We start from the raw sequence: 16,487 nt of genomic DNA on the forward strand, positions 1-16,487 counted from the left end.
ATACAAACGAAGCGGCGGTTTTGCAAAAATGTCCGCTCTACGTTGGAAGGACGGACACCAATGCGTTTCATGGCTGCGTACGACATGATGGAAACGGCTCGCAACACCAATGCATGGCTTGGTGCGACGGCGCGCACGATGGCGTCCTACCCCGCCTTCGCGCTGGCATCCTCCCCTGGATTTCGGATGTTGGCCGCTTGGGGCGAGGTGACGGAGCGTACGTTCCAACGCATGATCGTAAAGCCCGATTGGAACATCCCGCCCATTCCGGGCGAGGACGGTCGCGACCATCAGGTGGATGTGGAAACCGTGGTGGAACGTCCCTTCGGCGATTTGATCCGGTTCACCGTACAGGGGCGCGCGCCGATGCAGCGCCGGATCATGCTGGTCGCGCCCATGTCTGGGCACTACGCCACGCTGCTGCGCAGCACAGTCGTATCCCTGTTGCCTGATGCAGATGTCTTCGTGACCGATTGGCACAACGCGCGCGACATTCCCGTCAGCGCAGGCAAGTTCGATGTGGAGGATTACACCCTCTACCTCGTGGAATTCATGAAGGAGCTGGGCCCCGACACCAACGTCATCGCCGTTTGCCAACCGGCGCCCCTGACCCTGGCGGCCACTGCCCTTCTGGCCGAAGAACACCCGGAGGCCCAACCGGCAACGCTCACCCTGATCGGTGGACCCATCGACCCGGACGCGGCCGCCACCGATGTGACCGACTTCGGGCGCCGCGTGACCATGGGGCAGCTCGAACAATCCATGATCCAACGCGTGGGCTTCAAGTACCAAGGCGCCGGTCGGATGGTCTATCCGGGTTTGCTGCAGCTGTCGTCCTTCATGTCGATGAACGCCGAGACACATGCCACCGCCATGTGGAACCAAATTCTGGCCGTGGCCAACGGCACGGCGGCCGACCACGACAAGCACAACAAGTTCTATGACGAATACCTGGCCGTCATGGACATGCCCGCAGAGTTCTATCTGTCGACCGTCGAGCGGATCTTTAAGGGTCTGGAAGTCGCGCAGAATCGCTTCTCCGTCGGCGGGAAGACCGTCGACATCGGCAAGATCACCAATGTTGCCGTCAAAACCGTCGAAGGCGGCAAGGACGACATCTCCGCCCCGGGCCAATGCGTCGCCGCGCTGGACCTGTTGACCGGGCTGCCGGATGAGAAAAAGGCCAGCTACCTGGAGCCGAACGCCGGGCACTACGGCATCTTTGCCGGGGGATCTTGGCGCCGGAACATCCGCCCGCTGGTGCTGGACTTCATCGACGCCAACTCCGGCAAGCCGGATCGTCCCGCCAGACGGACGAAGCTGCAAGCGGTGTAAGGCATGTCGGGGGAAACCCTGGCGTTTGCCTGCCGCTGCGGGTCTCTGCGGGGGGAGATCACTGACGTCTCCCCCGCTGCGTATACGAACATCCTCTGCCATTGCGCCGACTGTCGGTCGGCCTACACGCACCTGGGCCTTGCGGACCCGGAGAAGGTTGGCATCCTCCAGACCACGCAGGATCGGATCAAGATTACCGAAGGGGGCGAAGCGCTCCAGGTGTTCCGCCTGTCGGGCCGCGGGGCCCTACGATGGTACGCCAGTTGTTGTGACACGCCGCTTTTTTATACGCCGCTCAAGGCCCGAGCCGTGCATGTGGGCGTGAACACGGACCGGCTGGACACACCCGACGCCCTCACCCCTCCGATGAGCGAAGCCTATATCCCGACTGCCGACGGCAAGACGCGGCACAAGGGCGTCGGACGGATGGTCACACGGATGGTTACGCGGATGGCCGCCAAGAACCTGAACGGCGAGTGGCGAGATACCCCGTTTTTCGACGACAGCGGCGCACCGGCCCTGCCGCCCCAGGTTCTGACTCGGGAAGAGCGGGCTGCCGCCCTGATGGGAGTGCGGAAAGGCGCGTAACGCCCTTGGGATAGACCGGGGCCTGCGCCTGCTGTCGTTACCAGTTTGTTTAGCTCCCTCTGGCAAGGATTCGTCCGGGCGCTTATCGTGAAGGCGCGCCCTCTAATAAAAAGTCGAGATGATGTCCCAAGACACTTCCCTTAACATCGACACCGACAGCCTGACCTGGCGGGTCAGCCCGGACCTATTGGGGATCATCACCTCCGAAGGTGTGTTCAAACACACCAATCCGGCATGGTTCACGGTCCTCGGGCGCGAGCCTAAGGATATCGAAAGCCGGCAGTTTTTTGACTTCATCCACCCCGACGACGTCGCCCGGACGGAGCAGGCGTTTCTCACGCTCCAAACAGGTGAGCCGATCCTGCAGTTTGAGAATCGGTACCGCCACATCGATGGCAGCTATCGGTGGTTGTCGTGGAACGGCGTGCCCGAGGGGGATGTCTACTTCTGCAATGCCCGGGACATCACCGTCGCCAAAAGCAATGAGGCCGCCGTTGCGTCTCACTCGCAGCAGCTGAAGCTGCGCGAACAGTTCATGTCGGTCCTGGGCCACGATCTGCGCAACCCCCTGGCGGCCGTCATATCAGCCCTTCGGATCCTCGGGCGTCGTCACAAGGACGATGCGACGACCCACGTATTGACCCAGGCCCTGCGCTCAGCCGAAAGCATGGGGCGCATCGTGGATGACGTTCAGGACTTTGCGCGGTTCAGCCTCGGCAGCGACAAGGCCGCCATGCGGTTCGAGCCGGATACCAAACTGGCGGAGGCGGTCGCCGAGGCCGTTGCGGCCTTCCGCTTCGAGACCTCCTTCGCGACGATTGAAGAGAGTTACACAAACACCGACCCAACGCTGTGTGATCCGGCGCGCATCGCGCAGCTTGTGACCAAGATCTTGGACAACGCAGTCGTCTACGGCGCGGCCGATGAACCTATCAACCTGCGTCTCTATGACCAAGACAACACCGTCGTCCTTGAAATTGAGAACCGCGGCCAGGAGGTTCCCGCGGATATGGTGCCGCTGCTGTTCGAGCCGTTCCAACGGGTCAAACAGGACGCGCGCGACGGTGGCTTGGGACTGGGGCTCTTCATCTGCAAGCAGATTGCAGATGCGCATTTTGGCACGCTCACGGTCCGATCCGATCCCGCGTCGACCGTCTTCACCCTCACCCTGCCCCGTCACGCGGGTGAGGTGATGGAGTAGCCAAACGGGTTTCGAAACGACAAACGCCCCGACCAAGGGCCGGGGCGTTCGCTAGGCAATCGTTGTGGCTCAGTGACCGAGGATCTGGCTCAGGAACAGCTTCGTCCGGTCGTTCTGTGGGTTGGTGAAGAACGGCTCAGGCGCGTTCTGTTCCACGATCTGACCCGCATCCATGAAGATCACGCGGTTCGCCACCTGACGGGCAAAGCCCATCTCGTGGGTCACGCAGAGCATGGTCATCCCCTCTTCAGCGAGCTGGATCATCGTATCCAACACTTCCTTGATCATCTCAGGATCGAGTGCCGACGTCGGTTCGTCAAACAGCATGATCCGAGGCTTCATGCAGAGCGAGCGCGCGATGGCGACCCGCTGCTGCTGACCACCCGAAAGCTGGCCGGGGTACTTGTTCGCCTGATCCGGGATCTTCACCTTTTCCAGGAAGTACATCGCCGTTTCTTCGGCTTCCTTCTTGGGGGTCTTGCGCACCCAGATCGGCGCCAGCGTGCAGTTTTCCAGGATCGTCAGATGGGGGAACAGGTTGAAGTGCTGAAAGCACATCCCGACCTCGGACCGGATCTTGTCGATGTTCTTCAGGTCCGAAGACAGCGGCACGCCGTCCACGACGATGCTGCCCTGCTGATGCTCCTCCAGGGCGTTGATGCACCGGATCAGGGTCGACTTTCCGGACCCGGAGGGGCCGCAGATGACGATCCGCTCCCCCCGCTGCACGGTCAGGTCGATGTCGCGCAGAACGTGGAACTGGCCGTACCACTTGTTCATGCCGGTGATGGTGATGGCGACCTCGTCAGAGACCTTCATCTGCGATTGGGCGGGGTTGGTGTCAGCCATTGCCATGGTCTGATCTCCTTTAACGGTGGTCCGTTCGCAGCTGACGTTCCAGCCACTGGGAATATTGCGAAATGCCGTAGCAGACGATGAAGAACAGGACGCAGGCCGCAGCCCACAGCTCCCAGTAGACGCCGACCCATTGGGTGGACGACAGGATGGGACCGCGGATCATGCCCACCAGGTCGAACATCGAGATGATCGATACCAGCGTGGTGTCCTTGAACAGGCCAACGGCCACGTTCACGATCCCAGGGATGGAGATCTTCAAAGCCTGGGGCAGGATGATCAGCCGCATGGCCTGGGGATAGTCGAGACCCAAGCTGTCCGCTGCTTCGTATTGACCTTTCGGCAACGCGGCGAGACCGCCCCGAATGACCTCAGCGATATAGGCTGCCGAGAACATCGTGATCATGATGATCACCCGGATGATCAGGTCGAAGTTCGCGTTGGGCGGCAGGAAGTAAGCCAGGACCACGTTTGCCACGAACAGGAGCGTGATCAGAGGTACCCCCCGTACGAACTCGATAAAGACCACACAGAAGCCTTTGACGATCGGTAGCTTGGACTGCCGACCAAGGGCGAGCAGAATGCCCAGGGGGATCGACAAGGACACACAGACGGTCCCCAGGATCATGTTGAGCATGAAGCCCCCCATGGCGCGGCTTTCTACCAGCTCCAGAGCAAGCACGCCCGAGGCAGCCGATGTAATGAACCCCGAGATCGTAAGCGCCACGAAGGCCGTTGCGATCCCAGCGGCCAACCCAAGGACAAAACCCCGACGCTCAACCTTTTGGAACACCAGATAGCCTGCCAGCAACGACGCCGCCGTCAGAACCGGCGACAGCACCGTGCCACCCCAGATCAACCAGTAGGCGACGAAGGGATAGACCGCCGTCGCGATCAACGTCCAGCGCGGCAGATACATGACGAACAACGCCGGAGGCACCGCCGCGAACAGCAGCAGGAAGGCAAGCGTCGGGCGCCAGCGCAGGTAGTCGGGGTATTGGAACCCGAACAGCAACTGCGGCCAGCGGTCTGCGATGACGGCAAAACAGCCACCTCCGTTCCCTTGCAGGATCGCGCGGCATTCCTGGATGTTGCTGCCTTCCCAGGTCCCGTTCACGATCCAAGGGATCAGACCCGACAGCAGGTAGAAGATCACCAGCAGGCCCAACAGCGTCATGATGGTGTTGAACGGGCCCGAAAACAGGTTCTCACGAACCCACTTCAGTGCTCCGGTTTCGGCCATGGGCGGCGGCGAGGCCGGGATCTCCGTCTTGCGCACGAAGGCGACGGATTGGGCATGTGTGTCGCTCATGGCTTACCGCTCCTTCAGCTTAACGGAGTTGTTGTAGACGTTCATGATTGCCGAAATCGCCAGGCTGAACGTTAGGTAGAACAGCATCAGCAGCAGGATGCATTCCAGCGCCCGCCCCGTCTGATTCAAGGTGATCCCGCCCAGGGTGCCCGTCAGGTCCATGTACCCAACGGCAATCGCCAGCGACGTGTTTTTGGTGATGTTCAGATACTGAGAGATCAGCGGCGGGATGATGACCCGCAACGCCTGGGGCAGCACGACCAGCGACATGATCCGGCCTGGACGCAGGCCAAGGGCCGCAGCGGCCTCGGACTGTCCTTTGGAAATCGCCAAGATACCGGCCCGCACGTTTTCCGCGATGAAGGCCCCGGTATAGATCGACAGAGCGAACCACAGCGCAATCAGGGACGGACGCAGGAGGAAACCGCCCTCGAAGCGGAAGCGCCCCATTTCGGGGTTTTCCAGGGAAACAGGCATCCCGAGGATGAAGTACACGACGATGGTCGGCACCAACAGGATGGCGAGCGACGGCCCAAGAACCGGAACCTCTTTGCCCTCACCATAGAGCTTGCGCTTGGCGTGGGCTTTCCACCCAAAGACGCCCGCGATGGACGCCAGGAAGGTCGCAGCGACGATCCATCCGAGGTCGGCGAACACGAGGCGCGGAACAAACACGCCCTGGTTCGTCGCGGCGAACATGCCGAACAGCAGGCCCCGTTCCGGGTCAGATCCATCCCGAGGCAGGCGAAATTCTGAGATCGGCGGGAAGGTATTCGCCGCCACAGTAAAGATAATGATGATCCAGATAAGAACGGGAATGTTCCGGAACATCTCCACGTAGACGGACATCAACTTGGAGATGATCCAGTTGTTGGAAAGGCGCAGGACGCCCGCGATCACACCGAAGATCGTCGCCGTCACACAAGCCAAGAAGGCCACGATGATCGTATTGATCGCGCCGATGATTGTCGCGCGCAGGTGTGTGTCCTGGGACGTGTAGGGGATCGGTTGCTGGTTAATGTCATAGCCAGCCGGGTTGTACAGAAACTCGTAGCTGAACCCATTCGACTGAAGCTGGTCGTTCTGGGACGCGTTGTAGGCCAACCAGCTAAAGCCCAGGATCAAGCAGACCAGGGCAATGAACTGGAAGGTGTAGGACCGGTATCGGGTGTCATTAATGAGCTGTCCGATACGGAAGCCTTCCACCTGCGGTGGATCGGTCATCGTCGTCATATGTTTTCCCCGTGTCCCGGCGGGTTCCCTGGACGTTGCGGCGTTGATCGACCGTCTGTCCCCGAGGGTCTTATGGACCCCCTCTCCTGCCCCGCTGGCAACTTATGTGTAAAAGTGAGAAGGGCGCGAACCGTCCAGTCCGCGCCCTCCCCCGTTGATCTTACCGGAACGGTGGCGAGTAGATCAGGCCGCCGTCGGTGTATTGGGCGTTCAGCCCGCGGGCCAATCCAATAGCTGTGGATTCGCCGATGTTGGTGTCGAACACTTCACCGTAGTTGCCCACGGCAGCGATGGCGTTCTTGGCCCAGTCGGCTTCCAAGCCGATCATGGCGCCCAGTTCACCTTCGGTACCCAGCAGACGGTTGATCTCCGGGTTGTCGCCTGGCGCTGCGGCCATTTCTTCGACGTTGCCCTTGGTCACGCCCAGTTCTTCGGCGGTGATCAGAGCGTTGAGCGTCCAGCGGACGATGTCGCCCCACTCGCTGTCGCCGTGGCGCACCAGCGGGCCCAGCGGCTCTTTGGAGACGACCTCTGGGAGGATGACCGATCCATCGGGATCTTCGAAACCAGCGCGCTGTGCAGCCAGGGCCGAGCGGTCGGTGGTGTAGACGTCACAGGCACCGGCCAGGTACTGCTGAACGGCTTCGGCGCCGGTCTCGATCGGCACGGGCTCATAGGACATGCCGTTGACGCGGAAGAAGTCCGCCAGGTTCAGCTCGGTCGTGGTGCCGGTCTGGATGCAGACGGTGGCGCCATCGAGTTCCGTGGCCGAAGACACGCCTAGATCGGCGGGCACCATGAAGCCCTGACCGTCGTAGTAGTTCACGCCGACGAAATCGAACTTGAGGTCGGTGTCGCGCGAGAAGGTCCAGGTGGTGTTCCGGGCCAGCATGTCGATTTCGCCCGAGGCCAGCGCCGTGAAGCGCGTCTTGCCGGTCGTGGGCACGAAGGTCACGGCAGTGGGGTCGCCCAGCACGCCCGCAGCGACGGCACGGCAGACGGCAACGTCAAAGCCCTGCCACACACCGTCCGAGTCCGGCTCGGCAAAGCCCGGCACGCCCGTCGTCACACCGCAGTTCAGCGATCCACGCTCCTGAACCGTGGCCAGGGTGCTCCCGGAATGGCCGTCTGCAAACGCGATGCCGGTGGCACCAACGCTCGCGGCAGCCACTGCGCCGAGGAATACGGATTTGTTCATGAGTTAACCTCTTCCTGATGATCCGACGGCACGCTGACCGCCGGGTGCCGCCCCGCCAGTGACAGGGCGCCTTGGTTTTACGTGAGGATGTTCACCCCCCTCACTGGCTTCGAAAGAGGCCAGAGGACTTTGGGAACGTCAAGGGGAGATGCCAGAAAACCGGGCATTCGCCCAGTTCGGGGGCAAGCATTCGCAAAACATGCTCGTTCCGACGGCGAAAGGGGAAATTAGCTTAACGAGAGTGACGCAAGGTCATGCACAAAAGGTCGCGGCTGCAAGCCTTTGGTGGTGAAATCGGCCGCCGAACAAGCCGGTCGGCGCGGCGCTGTCAGCCGCCGCGCACGAGGTCGAGATAGGTTCCGGCCTGCAGGAAAGACGCCTTCTTCATGGCGACCAGGGCGGCTTCTTCCTCGTCCTCGCCCCATTGGCTGGTCTGCCACATCTCATCGACACGGGATTTGGCCCAGGCAACGTCTCGGGGCACGGCGCCGTCCATGACGGCAATCGCCAGCACGAGGCTACCGGACAAGGTCACGAACTCGCTGAACGCCGTTAATTCCCAGGCCGAATACTCGTCCACCACCGCGTGGAGCAGGGCCAGGCCGTCGGAGCACTGGTCCACGGGTATGACGCCGCACGTCGACACCAGACGAACGCCATGGGTCCGGTCCAGCCAGGCGAGCATCGGGTCCCAGGCCTCGTTCTGCTGCGCGACCAGCGCTTCCGGCCCATCGGCCCGATAGCACAGCAGGTCGGAGCCACCATACTCCGCCAAGTTTGCCACCACAGCCGCACGCTGGGGAATGACTTTGTCCAGAGTTGCGTTCACGGCGCGGGTCAAGGGCATCGACGTAGGGTCAATAACTTCGACCTGAGCGTCCCATTCGGCAGCCACCCCATCCGCCAGGGCTTGGGTTGGCGTCACCAAACGGGTCTTCAGCGGACTGAGGACGGGTTTGTCATCCAGCCGCACCGCATAGCCGCCCGTGTCCTCGGCGACCACATTTGCAGCCGTCCAAAAGCGCCGCGCCTTCCATTCCGTCATGCCGCCCGCTCCAGGATGATCTGCACCAATTGCTCGAATGTCGTGGCGACTTTGGCCGCCCCCGCCGCGGTCAGGTCCTCGGGCGCGCCGTAGCCCCAACTGACGCCCAAGGGCACCACGCCCCCGGCCAGCCCCATGTCGATGTCGAAAACCGAATCGCCGATCATCACCGTGCGGCTCGGGTCGATGTCGGTCTCCGCCAGGGCCGTGCGCACCATGGACGGGTGAGGCTTGGAGGGGTGGAAATCGGCGCATTGCAAGGTGGCGAAGCGGTCCTCCCACCCTTGCTCGTGGATCAAACGATCCAGACCGCGTTTGGATTTCCCAGTTGCGACCCCCAGCACGACACCACGCGCCGTCAAAGCGTCCAGACCCTCCTGCACACCGGGGAACAGCGCGGGGCGCTGCCCCTGCTCCTCCAGGGCGCTGGCAAAGCCCAGGCGGTAGTCGGCCATGATCCGTCCGATGGTCTCCGCCGATTGGCCCTCGGCCAGGTCAGCAATCATTCGGGGCAGTGACAGCCCGATCAGGCGGCGCACTCGATGGGGATCCGGAGGCGGCAGGTCCGACTTTTCAAACGCGCGCGCCATGGTCGCGACAATGATCCCTTGGCTGTCCACAAGGGTTCCATCCACATCGAACAGGGCAAGAAAGTCAGACATCCTCATCCTCGAATGGGTCAACGGGCACGTCGGCGGCGTTCCACCCCATCATATCCCATGTGGCCTGCATATGGGACGGCAAAGGCGCAGTTAGGTGAAGACGCGCGCCCGTGATAGGATGGGTCAGCATCAGGGACCGGGCGTGCAGGTGCAGCTTGCGGCTGATCTCACCCCCCAGTTGGGCGCCCCAGCCATCGCCGAGGTTTTCCTGGCCAGAGCCGCCGTATTTGCCATCGCCCACGATGGGATGGCCAACTTCGGCCATATGGGCCCGCAACTGATGGGTACGCCCCGTGATCGGCACCAGCGCGACCCAAGATGCACGTGAGCCCAGGCTTTCGAGAACCGCATAGTCGCTGGTCGCGTTCTTGGCCCCTTTGACCTCACCGACCTCGCTCGGATGGACGGCGCGCATCTTTTCACCGCCATCGCCGCCGCCGCCCGCTTTGACCAAGCCGAACTTGATCGTGGCCTTGCGCGGATAAGGCACGCCCGCCACGGCCGCCCAATAGATCTTCCGTGTCTCACGGCTTTGGAACGCCTCCGACAGCTTTGCAGCCGTCAACCGGTTGCGCGCCATCAACATGAGGCCCGAGGTGTCCCGGTCCAAGCGGTGGACCAAGCGCGGCTGTTCCTCGGCGTCAAACCGCAGCGCGTCGCCCATGCCGTCCACATGACGGGTCTGACCACTGCCGCCCTGGCTGGCCAAGCCTGGCGGCTTGTTGAGCGCGATCAGATGCTCATCACGGTAGAGAACGCAGGCACGGATCATTTCGGCGTCGGCCTTGGCCACTTTGTCCCGGCGCGGTGCAGCGGGCGCGCGGCCATCGGGCAGGGGCGGAATGCGGACGCTCTGCCCCTCTTCCACGCGGGTGTTGGCCTTCACACGGCCACCATCGACGCGCAGGTCCCCCTTGCGGCACATCTTCTCAATTTGACCTTGAGCCACCTGGGGAAACCGCCGCCGCAACCAGCGGTCCAGCCGCTGCTCACCTTCGCCCGGCCCAACGGTGATCGTTTGCACGCCGCTCATAAAACGCCCCTTGCGATAGACACTCCGACGACCACCGCCAGGAGAGAGCCGCCAACAGACAGCACCACATAAATGGCCGCCTGTGCCAGATCGCCCCGCTCCATAAGGGTGAGCGTTTCCAGCGAAAATGCCGAAAAGGTCGTGAACCCGCCCAGCAAACCCGTCATCAAAAGCGGCTGCCAATGGTCCAGGCCCGACCGTCCCAGTGTGACCACCACAAGCCCCATCACGAAGCAGCCCAAAACATTGGCCGCCAAGACCGCAACGGGGAACCCATCGCGCACCAGTGCGACCCCCAAAAGGAAGCGCAGCGATGCCCCGAGCGCACCGCCCAGAGCCACGGAGATCAGGCTTGTCGTCATTGGCGCGCGTGTCCCCTTTGGCGCCTCCGAAGTCAACCTTTGCCGCGTTTGGCGCGCTGCTCAACGAACCAATCCAGGCGACGGCCCAACTCCCGCTCGAACCCGCGCTCGACGGGTACATAATAGACCTGACGTTTCATACCGTCTGGGAAATAGTTCTGCCCCGAAAACCCATCGGCCTGATCGTGATCATAGGCATACCCTGCCCCATATCCCTGGTCCTTCATCAAGGCGGTCGGTGCGTTCAGGATGTGCTTGGGCGGTGGCTCCGACCCGGTCTGGGCCGCGCTACGCATGGCGGACTTATAGGCCGCGTATCCCGCGTTCGATTTTGGTGCCAAGGCCAAGTAGACGACCGCATTGGCCAGCGCCAACTCTCCCTCGGGCGAGCCGAGCCGTTCATAGGTCTCCCAGGCTTGGACGCAAAGCGCTTGGGCCTGGGGGTCGGCCAGCCCGATGTCTTCAACGGCCATGCGTGTGATCCGCCGCGCCAAAAACCGAGGGTCTTCGCCCCCCTTCAACATCCGGGCAAACCAATAGAGCGCCGCGTCCGGGTCGCTGCCCCGGACAGATTTGTGCAGGGCTGAAATCAGGTTGTAGTGGGCATCGCCCGATTTGTCGTATTGCGCCGCGCGCCGTTGCAGACGTTTGCCCAACGTCTCCGTATCCACGGGATCCGTGGCGCCCCATGCCGCCACCTGCTCAATCAGGTTCAGCAGGGCACGCCCATCGCCGTCCGCCATCTCTTGCAGGGCTTCGCGCGCTGGTCCGTCCAGGGGCAATTTCGCCCCCAGGTCCTTTTCTGCGCGCTGGGTCAGTAGCTCCATATCCCGCAACTCAAGCCGCTTCAGCACAAGCACTTGGGCGCGCGACATGACGGCTGCGTTCAACTCAAATGAGGGGTTCTCGGTCGTGGCCCCCACCAGCGTGATCGTGCCGTCTTCCATGTGAGGCAAAAAGCTGTCCTGCTGGGCTTTGTTGAACCTGTGGATCTCATCCACGAACAACAGCGTGCCACGGCCATTCGCGCGACGGTTTCGAGCCGTGTCGAACACTTTGCGCAGATCCGCGACGCCGGTGAAAATCGCGCTGATCTGGACGAAGTGTAGCCCCACATGATCCGCGAGCAGCCGGGCGATCGTCGTCTTCCCAACCCCAGGCGGCCCCCACAAGATCAGACTTGGCAGGGCGCCCGTCAGCATGACCGTCAACGCGCCCTCAGGTCCCAGCAAGTGACCTTGGCCCACAACCTCCACGAGAGACGCCGGGCGCAGCCGATCCGCAAGGGGCGCGGGATGCCCCGCGCTATCATCGCGCGTGTCAGCACCAGGTTCGCTGTTGATTGTGGGATCGCTGGAGAAGAGGTCGGCCATGGGGGCACCCTATGCCTGTGTCAGCCCCCAGAAAAGACATACGGGCAGCGGCATCCCGGCCGCTGCCCGTAAAAGCAGGTCGTCGTACTGGTGAGGGGTTAGTGCATTTTGGTCGCCATGGAGATATTGACGCAGACCGACTCCGATCCGCCGATATTCATCACCGGACCCGCTGGCACACATTCGAGACCCACCCGCCGTGCAAGGCGTGGCGAATTGGCGGGAATAATGCCGATAACCGACGTCGCGCCCAATTCCCGCGCGCTGGCGACCATCTGTCCGATCAACTGCATCTGAACCCGCATTCTGATCTTGGCGGGGACGTCATCGCAAACGAAGACGCGGCTCGATTCCCAAATGTGAGGTGCAACGGGGGCCTCTTCATCCATCAAATCGGATGGGATCGAGTCCAATAGACCCAATTGCGCGTCCCGGATCATATAGCTGTAGATGCCACAGCGATGGGTCGTCGGCGTCAGGCGCACACCGGCAAGGATCCGGCCATACTCATGGACAGCCACCCAACGGCTGGCGGGCGTGTCGTATTGGTCAAACTCCATCCCATCGGCCTGGGGCAGATCCCATTGCGCCTGTTCGATGAAGGTCCGGTGCCGGGCGCGCAGCAGATCGCTGAACAGGGAGCCGTGGTCGTGGATGTTGGTGAAGGAAAGCGTGGTGGTTTGCATTGGACAATTCTTTCTCTGCCGGGTTGTCATTGACACCAGGGGACCGGGGATGCTCGCACTGTGGGGGTGGCTTATAAGAGCCTGTATTCTCTCGCCATTCTTAAAGCCTCGGCCGTGGTCTTTGCGCCCAGGCGATCCCGGGCGGACGAAAGGCGCGCTTTCAGCGCACTTTCCGAAATTCCCAGTTCCGCAGCAGCGGCCGTATGGCGGTATCCGTCACCCACGAGGCGCAGGGCCTCAATCATGGCAGGTGTCAGATCCTCGGGTGGCTCGGTGACATCGTGGAGCCCGTGGGCAATGTCCTCAATGTCCGCAATTTCGGTATCCGTGAACTCTCGGTCCGAGCGAGCCGCGCCGACAATGGTGCGGGACGTGATCTTTCCGCAGGCAATCACGGCGCCATAGGTCAGGCCAAACTTGGCGGCCTTTGCCATAACACCGAAAGGATCGGGCAAGTTAATCTCACTCCAACGCGTTTTCCCAGATTTGCTGATCCCCCAGAATACTAGAGGATCGCGCAAGGAATACGCATTGGCAGCATAGACGTCCTGCCATTCCTGCGGATACGTGCTCTTGAGATACAGCGGAGAGGCAAAGCGGATGTGAACGCCAACGGTATAACCGGCCGGGGCGATGTCATCCAATCTCTGCAAATAGCGAACCATGAGGCGTTGTCTCTCAGACATGTCTTTTTAGACAGGTTGGTTAATTTCTCGTCAACTGTATCGTGCTTTAGTTACGCCACTGAAATGGTTAACAGATGATAAACAATCCGCTCAATCCTCGGCTTTTTGTGCGCGTACTGAAACTATCGGACGAGGCGCGGGCGGACCTCTTGGAATGCCTCGGGGGGGTCAGCATGACCGATGAGCAGCTCGAAGAGACCTTGATCCAACACGAGAAATCAGGTGCAGCCGCGGCGAGCCCGCCAAAGCTGTGAGACCCGTGACCCAAGCGTGAAAAGGCCCCACCAAAACTGGCGGGGCCTACAATTTTAGCGACCATTTTTGGTGCGATGCGGTTACGCCTCGGCGGCGTCTTCCGCTTCCAGGCGGGCGCGGTCGGCGGCGCCCTTTGCGTCGACGTCGCGGTCCACGAACTCGATGATGGCCATGGGCGCCATGTCGCCGTAGCGGAACCCAGCTTTCAGAACGCGCACGTAGCCGCCCTTACGCTCTTTGTAGCGGGGCCCCAGGATGTCCATCAACTTCTCCAGATGGCGGTCTTCCTTGAGGCGCGAGCGCAGCAGACGGCGGGCGTGCAGATCGCCCCGGCCAGCAAGGGTCACCATCTTCTCGATGATCGGGCGCAGTTCTTTGGCCTTGGGCAACGTCGTCTTGATCTGCTCATGTTCGATCAAGGACCCAGCCATGTTGGCGAACATCGCCTTGCGGTGTTCGTGGGTGCGGTTGAGGCGGCGGTATCCGCGGGCGTGACGCATGTGTCTTCTCCTAGATTTATGCTTTGTCCGGGATCGGTGCGTTGCCGATCCCTCCTTGTTGGGGCGGAATTGCCCAGGCCGTCAGGCGGGGTGACCCCCGCCCCACGGAAACCTCAGAAGTTGTCTTCGAACTTCTTGGCCAGATCTTCGATGTTCTCTGGCGGCCAATCGACGATATCCATGCCCAGGTGCAGGCCCATGCCCGACAGCACTTCCTTGATTTCGTTCAAGGACTTGCGGCCGAAGTTCGGCGTGCGCAGCATCTCGGCTTCGGTCTTCTGGATCAGATCGCCGATATAGACGATGTTGTCGTTCTTGAGGCAGTTGGCCGAGCGGACCGAAAGCTCCAACTCGTCGACCTTCTTCAGAAGCAGCGGGTTGAACTCCAGATCGTCCTCGGCGCTGTCGGAGCGGGCGGCCTCGGGCTCATCGAAGTTGACGAAGATCTGAAGCTGGTCCTGCAGGATGCGGGCCGCGTAGGCCACAGCATCATCAGGTGCCAAGGACCCATCGGTCTCCAGCTTCAGCGTCAGCTTGTCATAGTCCAGAACCTGACCCTCACGGGTCGGCTGCACTTCGTAGGACACCTTCTTGACCGGCGAGTAGATCGCATCGATCGGGATCAGGCCGATAGGCGCGTCCTCAGGCTTGTTCTTGTCAGCCGAGACATAGCCCTTGCCGGTGTTCACCGTCAGTTCGATGTAGAGGTCGGCGCCGTCGTCCAGGTGGCAGATCACGTGATCGCGGTTCAGAACCTCGATACCAGCGGATTCGGAGATGTCACCAGCGGTCACCACCATCGGACCCTTGGCCGAAATCGACAGGCGCTTCGGCCCTTCGACGTCCATGCGCAGGGACACGCCCTTCAGGTTCAGGACGATGTCGGTGACATCTTCCCGCACACCAGACACCGACGAGAACTCATGCAAGACGTTGTCGATCTGCACCGAGGTGATCGCCGCACCTTGCAGCGACGACATCAACACGCGGCGCAGGGCGTTGCCCAGGGTCAGGCCAAAGCCACGCTCCAGCGGTTCCGCCACGACGGTCGCTTGGCGCGCGGGGTTGTTGCCAGGGCGGACGTCAAGCTGCTGAGGCTTGATCAGCTCTTGCCAATTCTTGTGGATCATGTGGCCCATCCCTCCATTCATGTCCGGCGTCGGGGCGGAAGACGCGGACTCCCGAGGTTTTCAAACGGCGCGGCGGGGCCGCTGCGGCACGGCCCCGTCGAAGTTTCATCAGTGCGAGATCAGACCCGGCGACGCTTCGGCGGGCGAACACCGTTGTGCGCGATAGGGGTCACGTCGCGGATCGCGGTGATCTGAAGGCCAACGGCGGCCAGGGCGCGCAGGGCGCTCTCACGACCGGAACCGGGGCCCTGGACCTCAACTTCGAGGGTCCGCATGCCGTGTTCCTGGGCCTTCTTGCCAGCGTCCTCAGCGGCCATCTGGGCGGCGTAGGGCGTCGACTTACGCGAGCCTTTGAAGCCCATGGTGCCGGCCGACGACCAGGAGATCGCGTTGCCTTGAACGTCCGAGATCAGGATCTTGGTGTTGTTGAACGACGAGTTCACATGGGCCACACCAGCGGCGATGTTCTTGCGTTCTTTGCGCTTGGGGGCGCGACGGGTATCACGTGCCATAGGTCTTGCGCTCCCTTACTTCTTCTTGCCAGCAATGGCCTTTGCGGGGCCTTTGCGGGTGCGGGCGTTGGTGTGCGTGCGCTGACCGCGAACGGGCAGGTTCCGACGGTGACGCAGACCGCGGTAGCAGCCCAGGTCCATCAGACGCTTGATGTTCATCTGCGTGTCACGGCGCAGGTCGCCTTCGACGGTGACGTTCGCGTCGATATACTCGCGGATCTGCAGGACTTCGGCGTCCGAGAGCTCATTCACGCGGCGGGTTGCGTCGATGCCCACGGCGTCGATGATTTCCTTCGCCTTCGCCGGGCCGATGCCCGTGATATACGTGAGCGCGATTGGGGTGCGCTTCCCGGTTGGGATGTTAACGCCAGCGATACGTGCCAAGTGGTCTTCCTTCTTTCGTTGCGGTTCCGTAACCCCAGAACCTTTTTTCACAACGACCAGAGCGACATGCCTGATCAAAAGAGATCACCGGGAATCGGACGATTCCCGGCGGAGATTGCGACTTAGGGGGTTGTCAG

The 16,487-nt window shown here is 61.8% G+C and carries 19 protein-coding genes; 4 read left to right on the forward strand and 15 right to left on the reverse strand.

Annotation, left to right across the window (positions count from 1 at the left end):
• Window positions 1-60 precede the first annotated feature (60 nt).
• From phaZ to K5R33_RS01020, 3 genes are all read left to right on the forward strand, one after another.
• Window positions 61-1,335, forward strand: a complete 1,275-nt coding sequence (gene phaZ / locus K5R33_RS01010) for a polyhydroxyalkanoate depolymerase (RefSeq protein WP_220747108.1) — start codon at window positions 61-63, stop codon at window positions 1,333-1,335.
• A gap of 3 nt (window positions 1,336-1,338) precedes the next feature.
• Window positions 1,339-1,923 carry a DUF6151 family protein gene (locus K5R33_RS01015; RefSeq protein ID WP_220747109.1) on the forward strand — a complete coding sequence of 195 codons (585 nt, stop codon included), beginning with the start codon at window positions 1,339-1,341 and terminating at the stop codon, window positions 1,921-1,923.
• A gap of 121 nt (window positions 1,924-2,044) precedes the next feature.
• Entirely contained in the window at window positions 2,045-3,124 is a 1,080-nt protein-coding gene (locus K5R33_RS01020; protein WP_220747110.1) for a PAS domain-containing sensor histidine kinase, read from the forward strand.
• Window positions 3,125-3,193: 69 nt separating this feature from the next.
• On the opposite strand, the gene K5R33_RS01025 is transcribed toward K5R33_RS01020, so the two are convergent.
• The 11 genes from K5R33_RS01025 to K5R33_RS01075 all read right to left on the reverse strand — a co-directional run bounded on the left by K5R33_RS01025 (window position 3,194) and on the right by K5R33_RS01075 (window position 13,548).
• Window positions 3,194-3,979, reverse strand: a complete 786-nt coding sequence (locus tag K5R33_RS01025) for an amino acid ABC transporter ATP-binding protein (RefSeq protein WP_373314118.1) — start codon at window positions 3,977-3,979, stop codon at window positions 3,194-3,196.
• A gap of 13 nt (window positions 3,980-3,992) precedes the next feature.
• Window positions 3,993-5,291 carry an amino acid ABC transporter permease gene (locus K5R33_RS01030; RefSeq protein WP_220747111.1) on the reverse strand — a complete coding sequence of 433 codons (1,299 nt, stop codon included), beginning with the start codon at window positions 5,289-5,291 and terminating at the stop codon, window positions 3,993-3,995.
• A 3-nt stretch (window positions 5,292-5,294) separates the two neighbouring features.
• On the reverse strand, window positions 5,295-6,524 hold the full coding sequence (locus K5R33_RS01035) for an amino acid ABC transporter permease (RefSeq protein ID WP_220747112.1): 1,230 nt from the start codon (window positions 6,522-6,524) through the stop codon (window positions 5,295-5,297).
• Window positions 6,525-6,684: 160 nt separating this feature from the next.
• Window positions 6,685-7,722: an amino acid ABC transporter substrate-binding protein gene (locus K5R33_RS01040; RefSeq protein ID WP_220747113.1), complete on the reverse strand. Its 1,038-nt coding sequence runs from the start codon at window positions 7,720-7,722 to the stop codon at window positions 6,685-6,687.
• A 328-nt stretch (window positions 7,723-8,050) separates the two neighbouring features.
• On the reverse strand, window positions 8,051-8,767 hold the full coding sequence (locus tag K5R33_RS01045; RefSeq protein WP_220747114.1) for an ATP12 family chaperone protein: 717 nt from the start codon (window positions 8,765-8,767) through the stop codon (window positions 8,051-8,053).
• A complete protein-coding gene (locus K5R33_RS01050; protein ID WP_220747115.1) occupies window positions 8,764-9,429 on the reverse strand; it encodes an HAD-IA family hydrolase in 666 nt (221 codons plus the stop codon). The genes K5R33_RS01045 and K5R33_RS01050 overlap by 4 nt, the downstream gene beginning before the upstream one ends.
• Window positions 9,422-10,462 carry an RluA family pseudouridine synthase gene (locus K5R33_RS01055; RefSeq protein WP_220747116.1) on the reverse strand — a complete coding sequence of 347 codons (1,041 nt, stop codon included), beginning with the start codon at window positions 10,460-10,462 and terminating at the stop codon, window positions 9,422-9,424. Before K5R33_RS01055 ends, K5R33_RS01050 begins: the two co-directional genes overlap by 8 nt.
• A complete protein-coding gene (crcB, locus tag K5R33_RS01060; RefSeq protein WP_220747117.1) occupies window positions 10,459-10,824 on the reverse strand; it encodes a fluoride efflux transporter CrcB in 366 nt (121 codons plus the stop codon). The genes K5R33_RS01055 and crcB overlap by 4 nt, the downstream gene beginning before the upstream one ends.
• A 32-nt stretch (window positions 10,825-10,856) precedes the next feature.
• Window positions 10,857-12,197 (reverse strand): replication-associated recombination protein A, encoded by a 1,341-nt coding sequence (locus K5R33_RS01065; protein ID WP_220747118.1) that lies wholly within the window; start codon window positions 12,195-12,197, stop codon window positions 10,857-10,859.
• A gap of 98 nt (window positions 12,198-12,295) precedes the next feature.
• Window positions 12,296-12,883: an acyl-homoserine-lactone synthase gene (locus K5R33_RS01070; RefSeq protein ID WP_220747119.1), complete on the reverse strand. Its 588-nt coding sequence runs from the start codon at window positions 12,881-12,883 to the stop codon at window positions 12,296-12,298.
• A gap of 71 nt (window positions 12,884-12,954) precedes the next feature.
• Entirely contained in the window at window positions 12,955-13,548 is a 594-nt protein-coding gene (locus tag K5R33_RS01075; protein WP_255588389.1) for a helix-turn-helix transcriptional regulator, read from the reverse strand.
• Window positions 13,549-13,643: 95 nt separating this feature from the next.
• On the opposite strand from K5R33_RS01075, the gene K5R33_RS01080 reads away from it, so the two are divergent.
• Window positions 13,644-13,823, forward strand: coding sequence for a hypothetical protein (locus K5R33_RS01080; RefSeq protein ID WP_220747121.1), 180 nt, complete (start codon window positions 13,644-13,646; stop codon window positions 13,821-13,823).
• A gap of 81 nt (window positions 13,824-13,904) precedes the next feature.
• On the opposite strand, the gene rplQ is transcribed toward K5R33_RS01080, so the two are convergent.
• The 4 genes from rplQ to rpsM form a co-directional block, all read right to left on the reverse strand.
• Window positions 13,905-14,324: a 50S ribosomal protein L17 gene (rplQ, locus tag K5R33_RS01085; protein ID WP_220747122.1), complete on the reverse strand. Its 420-nt coding sequence runs from the start codon at window positions 14,322-14,324 to the stop codon at window positions 13,905-13,907.
• 113 nt (window positions 14,325-14,437) lie between these two features.
• Entirely contained in the window at window positions 14,438-15,454 is a 1,017-nt protein-coding gene (locus K5R33_RS01090; protein WP_220747123.1) for a DNA-directed RNA polymerase subunit alpha, read from the reverse strand.
• A 119-nt stretch (window positions 15,455-15,573) separates the two neighbouring features.
• Window positions 15,574-15,966, reverse strand: a complete 393-nt coding sequence (rpsK, locus tag K5R33_RS01095; RefSeq protein WP_220747124.1) for a 30S ribosomal protein S11 — start codon at window positions 15,964-15,966, stop codon at window positions 15,574-15,576.
• A 15-nt stretch (window positions 15,967-15,981) separates the two neighbouring features.
• Window positions 15,982-16,350 (reverse strand): 30S ribosomal protein S13, encoded by a 369-nt coding sequence (gene rpsM / locus K5R33_RS01100; RefSeq protein WP_220747125.1) that lies wholly within the window; start codon window positions 16,348-16,350, stop codon window positions 15,982-15,984.
• Window positions 16,351-16,487: the final 137 nt, after the last annotated feature.

It is taken from the genome of Jannaschia pagri, assembly GCF_019655435.1.
Taxonomy (GTDB): Bacteria; Pseudomonadota; Alphaproteobacteria; order Rhodobacterales; family Rhodobacteraceae; genus Jannaschia; species Jannaschia pagri.

Bases quoted from the DNA above. Each gene is read 5' to 3' on its own strand.
- phaZ (WP_220747108.1), top strand. From the start codon at position 61: ATGCGTTTCATGGCTGCGTACGACATGATGGAAACGGCTCGCAACACC.
- K5R33_RS01015 (WP_220747109.1), top strand. From the start codon at position 1,339: ATGTCGGGGGAAACCCTGGCGTTTGCCTGCCGCTGCGGGTCTCTGCGG.
- K5R33_RS01020 (WP_220747110.1), top strand. From the start codon at position 2,045: ATGTCCCAAGACACTTCCCTTAACATCGACACCGACAGCCTGACCTGG.
- K5R33_RS01025 (WP_373314118.1), bottom strand. From the start codon at position 3,979: ATGGCAATGGCTGACACCAACCCCGCCCAATCGCAGATGAAGGTCTCT.
- K5R33_RS01030 (WP_220747111.1), bottom strand. From the start codon at position 5,291: ATGAGCGACACACATGCCCAATCCGTCGCCTTCGTGCGCAAGACGGAG.
- K5R33_RS01035 (WP_220747112.1), bottom strand. From the start codon at position 6,524: ATGACGACGATGACCGATCCACCGCAGGTGGAAGGCTTCCGTATCGGA.
- K5R33_RS01040 (WP_220747113.1), bottom strand. From the start codon at position 7,722: ATGAACAAATCCGTATTCCTCGGCGCAGTGGCTGCCGCGAGCGTTGGT.
- K5R33_RS01045 (WP_220747114.1), bottom strand. From the start codon at position 8,767: ATGACGGAATGGAAGGCGCGGCGCTTTTGGACGGCTGCAAATGTGGTC.
- K5R33_RS01050 (WP_220747115.1), bottom strand. From the start codon at position 9,429: ATGTCTGACTTTCTTGCCCTGTTCGATGTGGATGGAACCCTTGTGGAC.
- K5R33_RS01055 (WP_220747116.1), bottom strand. From the start codon at position 10,462: ATGAGCGGCGTGCAAACGATCACCGTTGGGCCGGGCGAAGGTGAGCAG.
- crcB (WP_220747117.1), bottom strand. From the start codon at position 10,824: ATGACGACAAGCCTGATCTCCGTGGCTCTGGGCGGTGCGCTCGGGGCA.
- K5R33_RS01065 (WP_220747118.1), bottom strand. From the start codon at position 12,197: ATGGCCGACCTCTTCTCCAGCGATCCCACAATCAACAGCGAACCTGGT.
- K5R33_RS01070 (WP_220747119.1), bottom strand. From the start codon at position 12,883: ATGCAAACCACCACGCTTTCCTTCACCAACATCCACGACCACGGCTCC.
- K5R33_RS01075 (WP_255588389.1), bottom strand. From the start codon at position 13,548: ATGGTTCGCTATTTGCAGAGATTGGATGACATCGCCCCGGCCGGTTAT.
- K5R33_RS01080 (WP_220747121.1), top strand. From the start codon at position 13,644: ATGATAAACAATCCGCTCAATCCTCGGCTTTTTGTGCGCGTACTGAAA.
- rplQ (WP_220747122.1), bottom strand. From the start codon at position 14,324: ATGCGTCACGCCCGCGGATACCGCCGCCTCAACCGCACCCACGAACAC.
- K5R33_RS01090 (WP_220747123.1), bottom strand. From the start codon at position 15,454: ATGATCCACAAGAATTGGCAAGAGCTGATCAAGCCTCAGCAGCTTGAC.
- rpsK (WP_220747124.1), bottom strand. From the start codon at position 15,966: ATGGCACGTGATACCCGTCGCGCCCCCAAGCGCAAAGAACGCAAGAAC.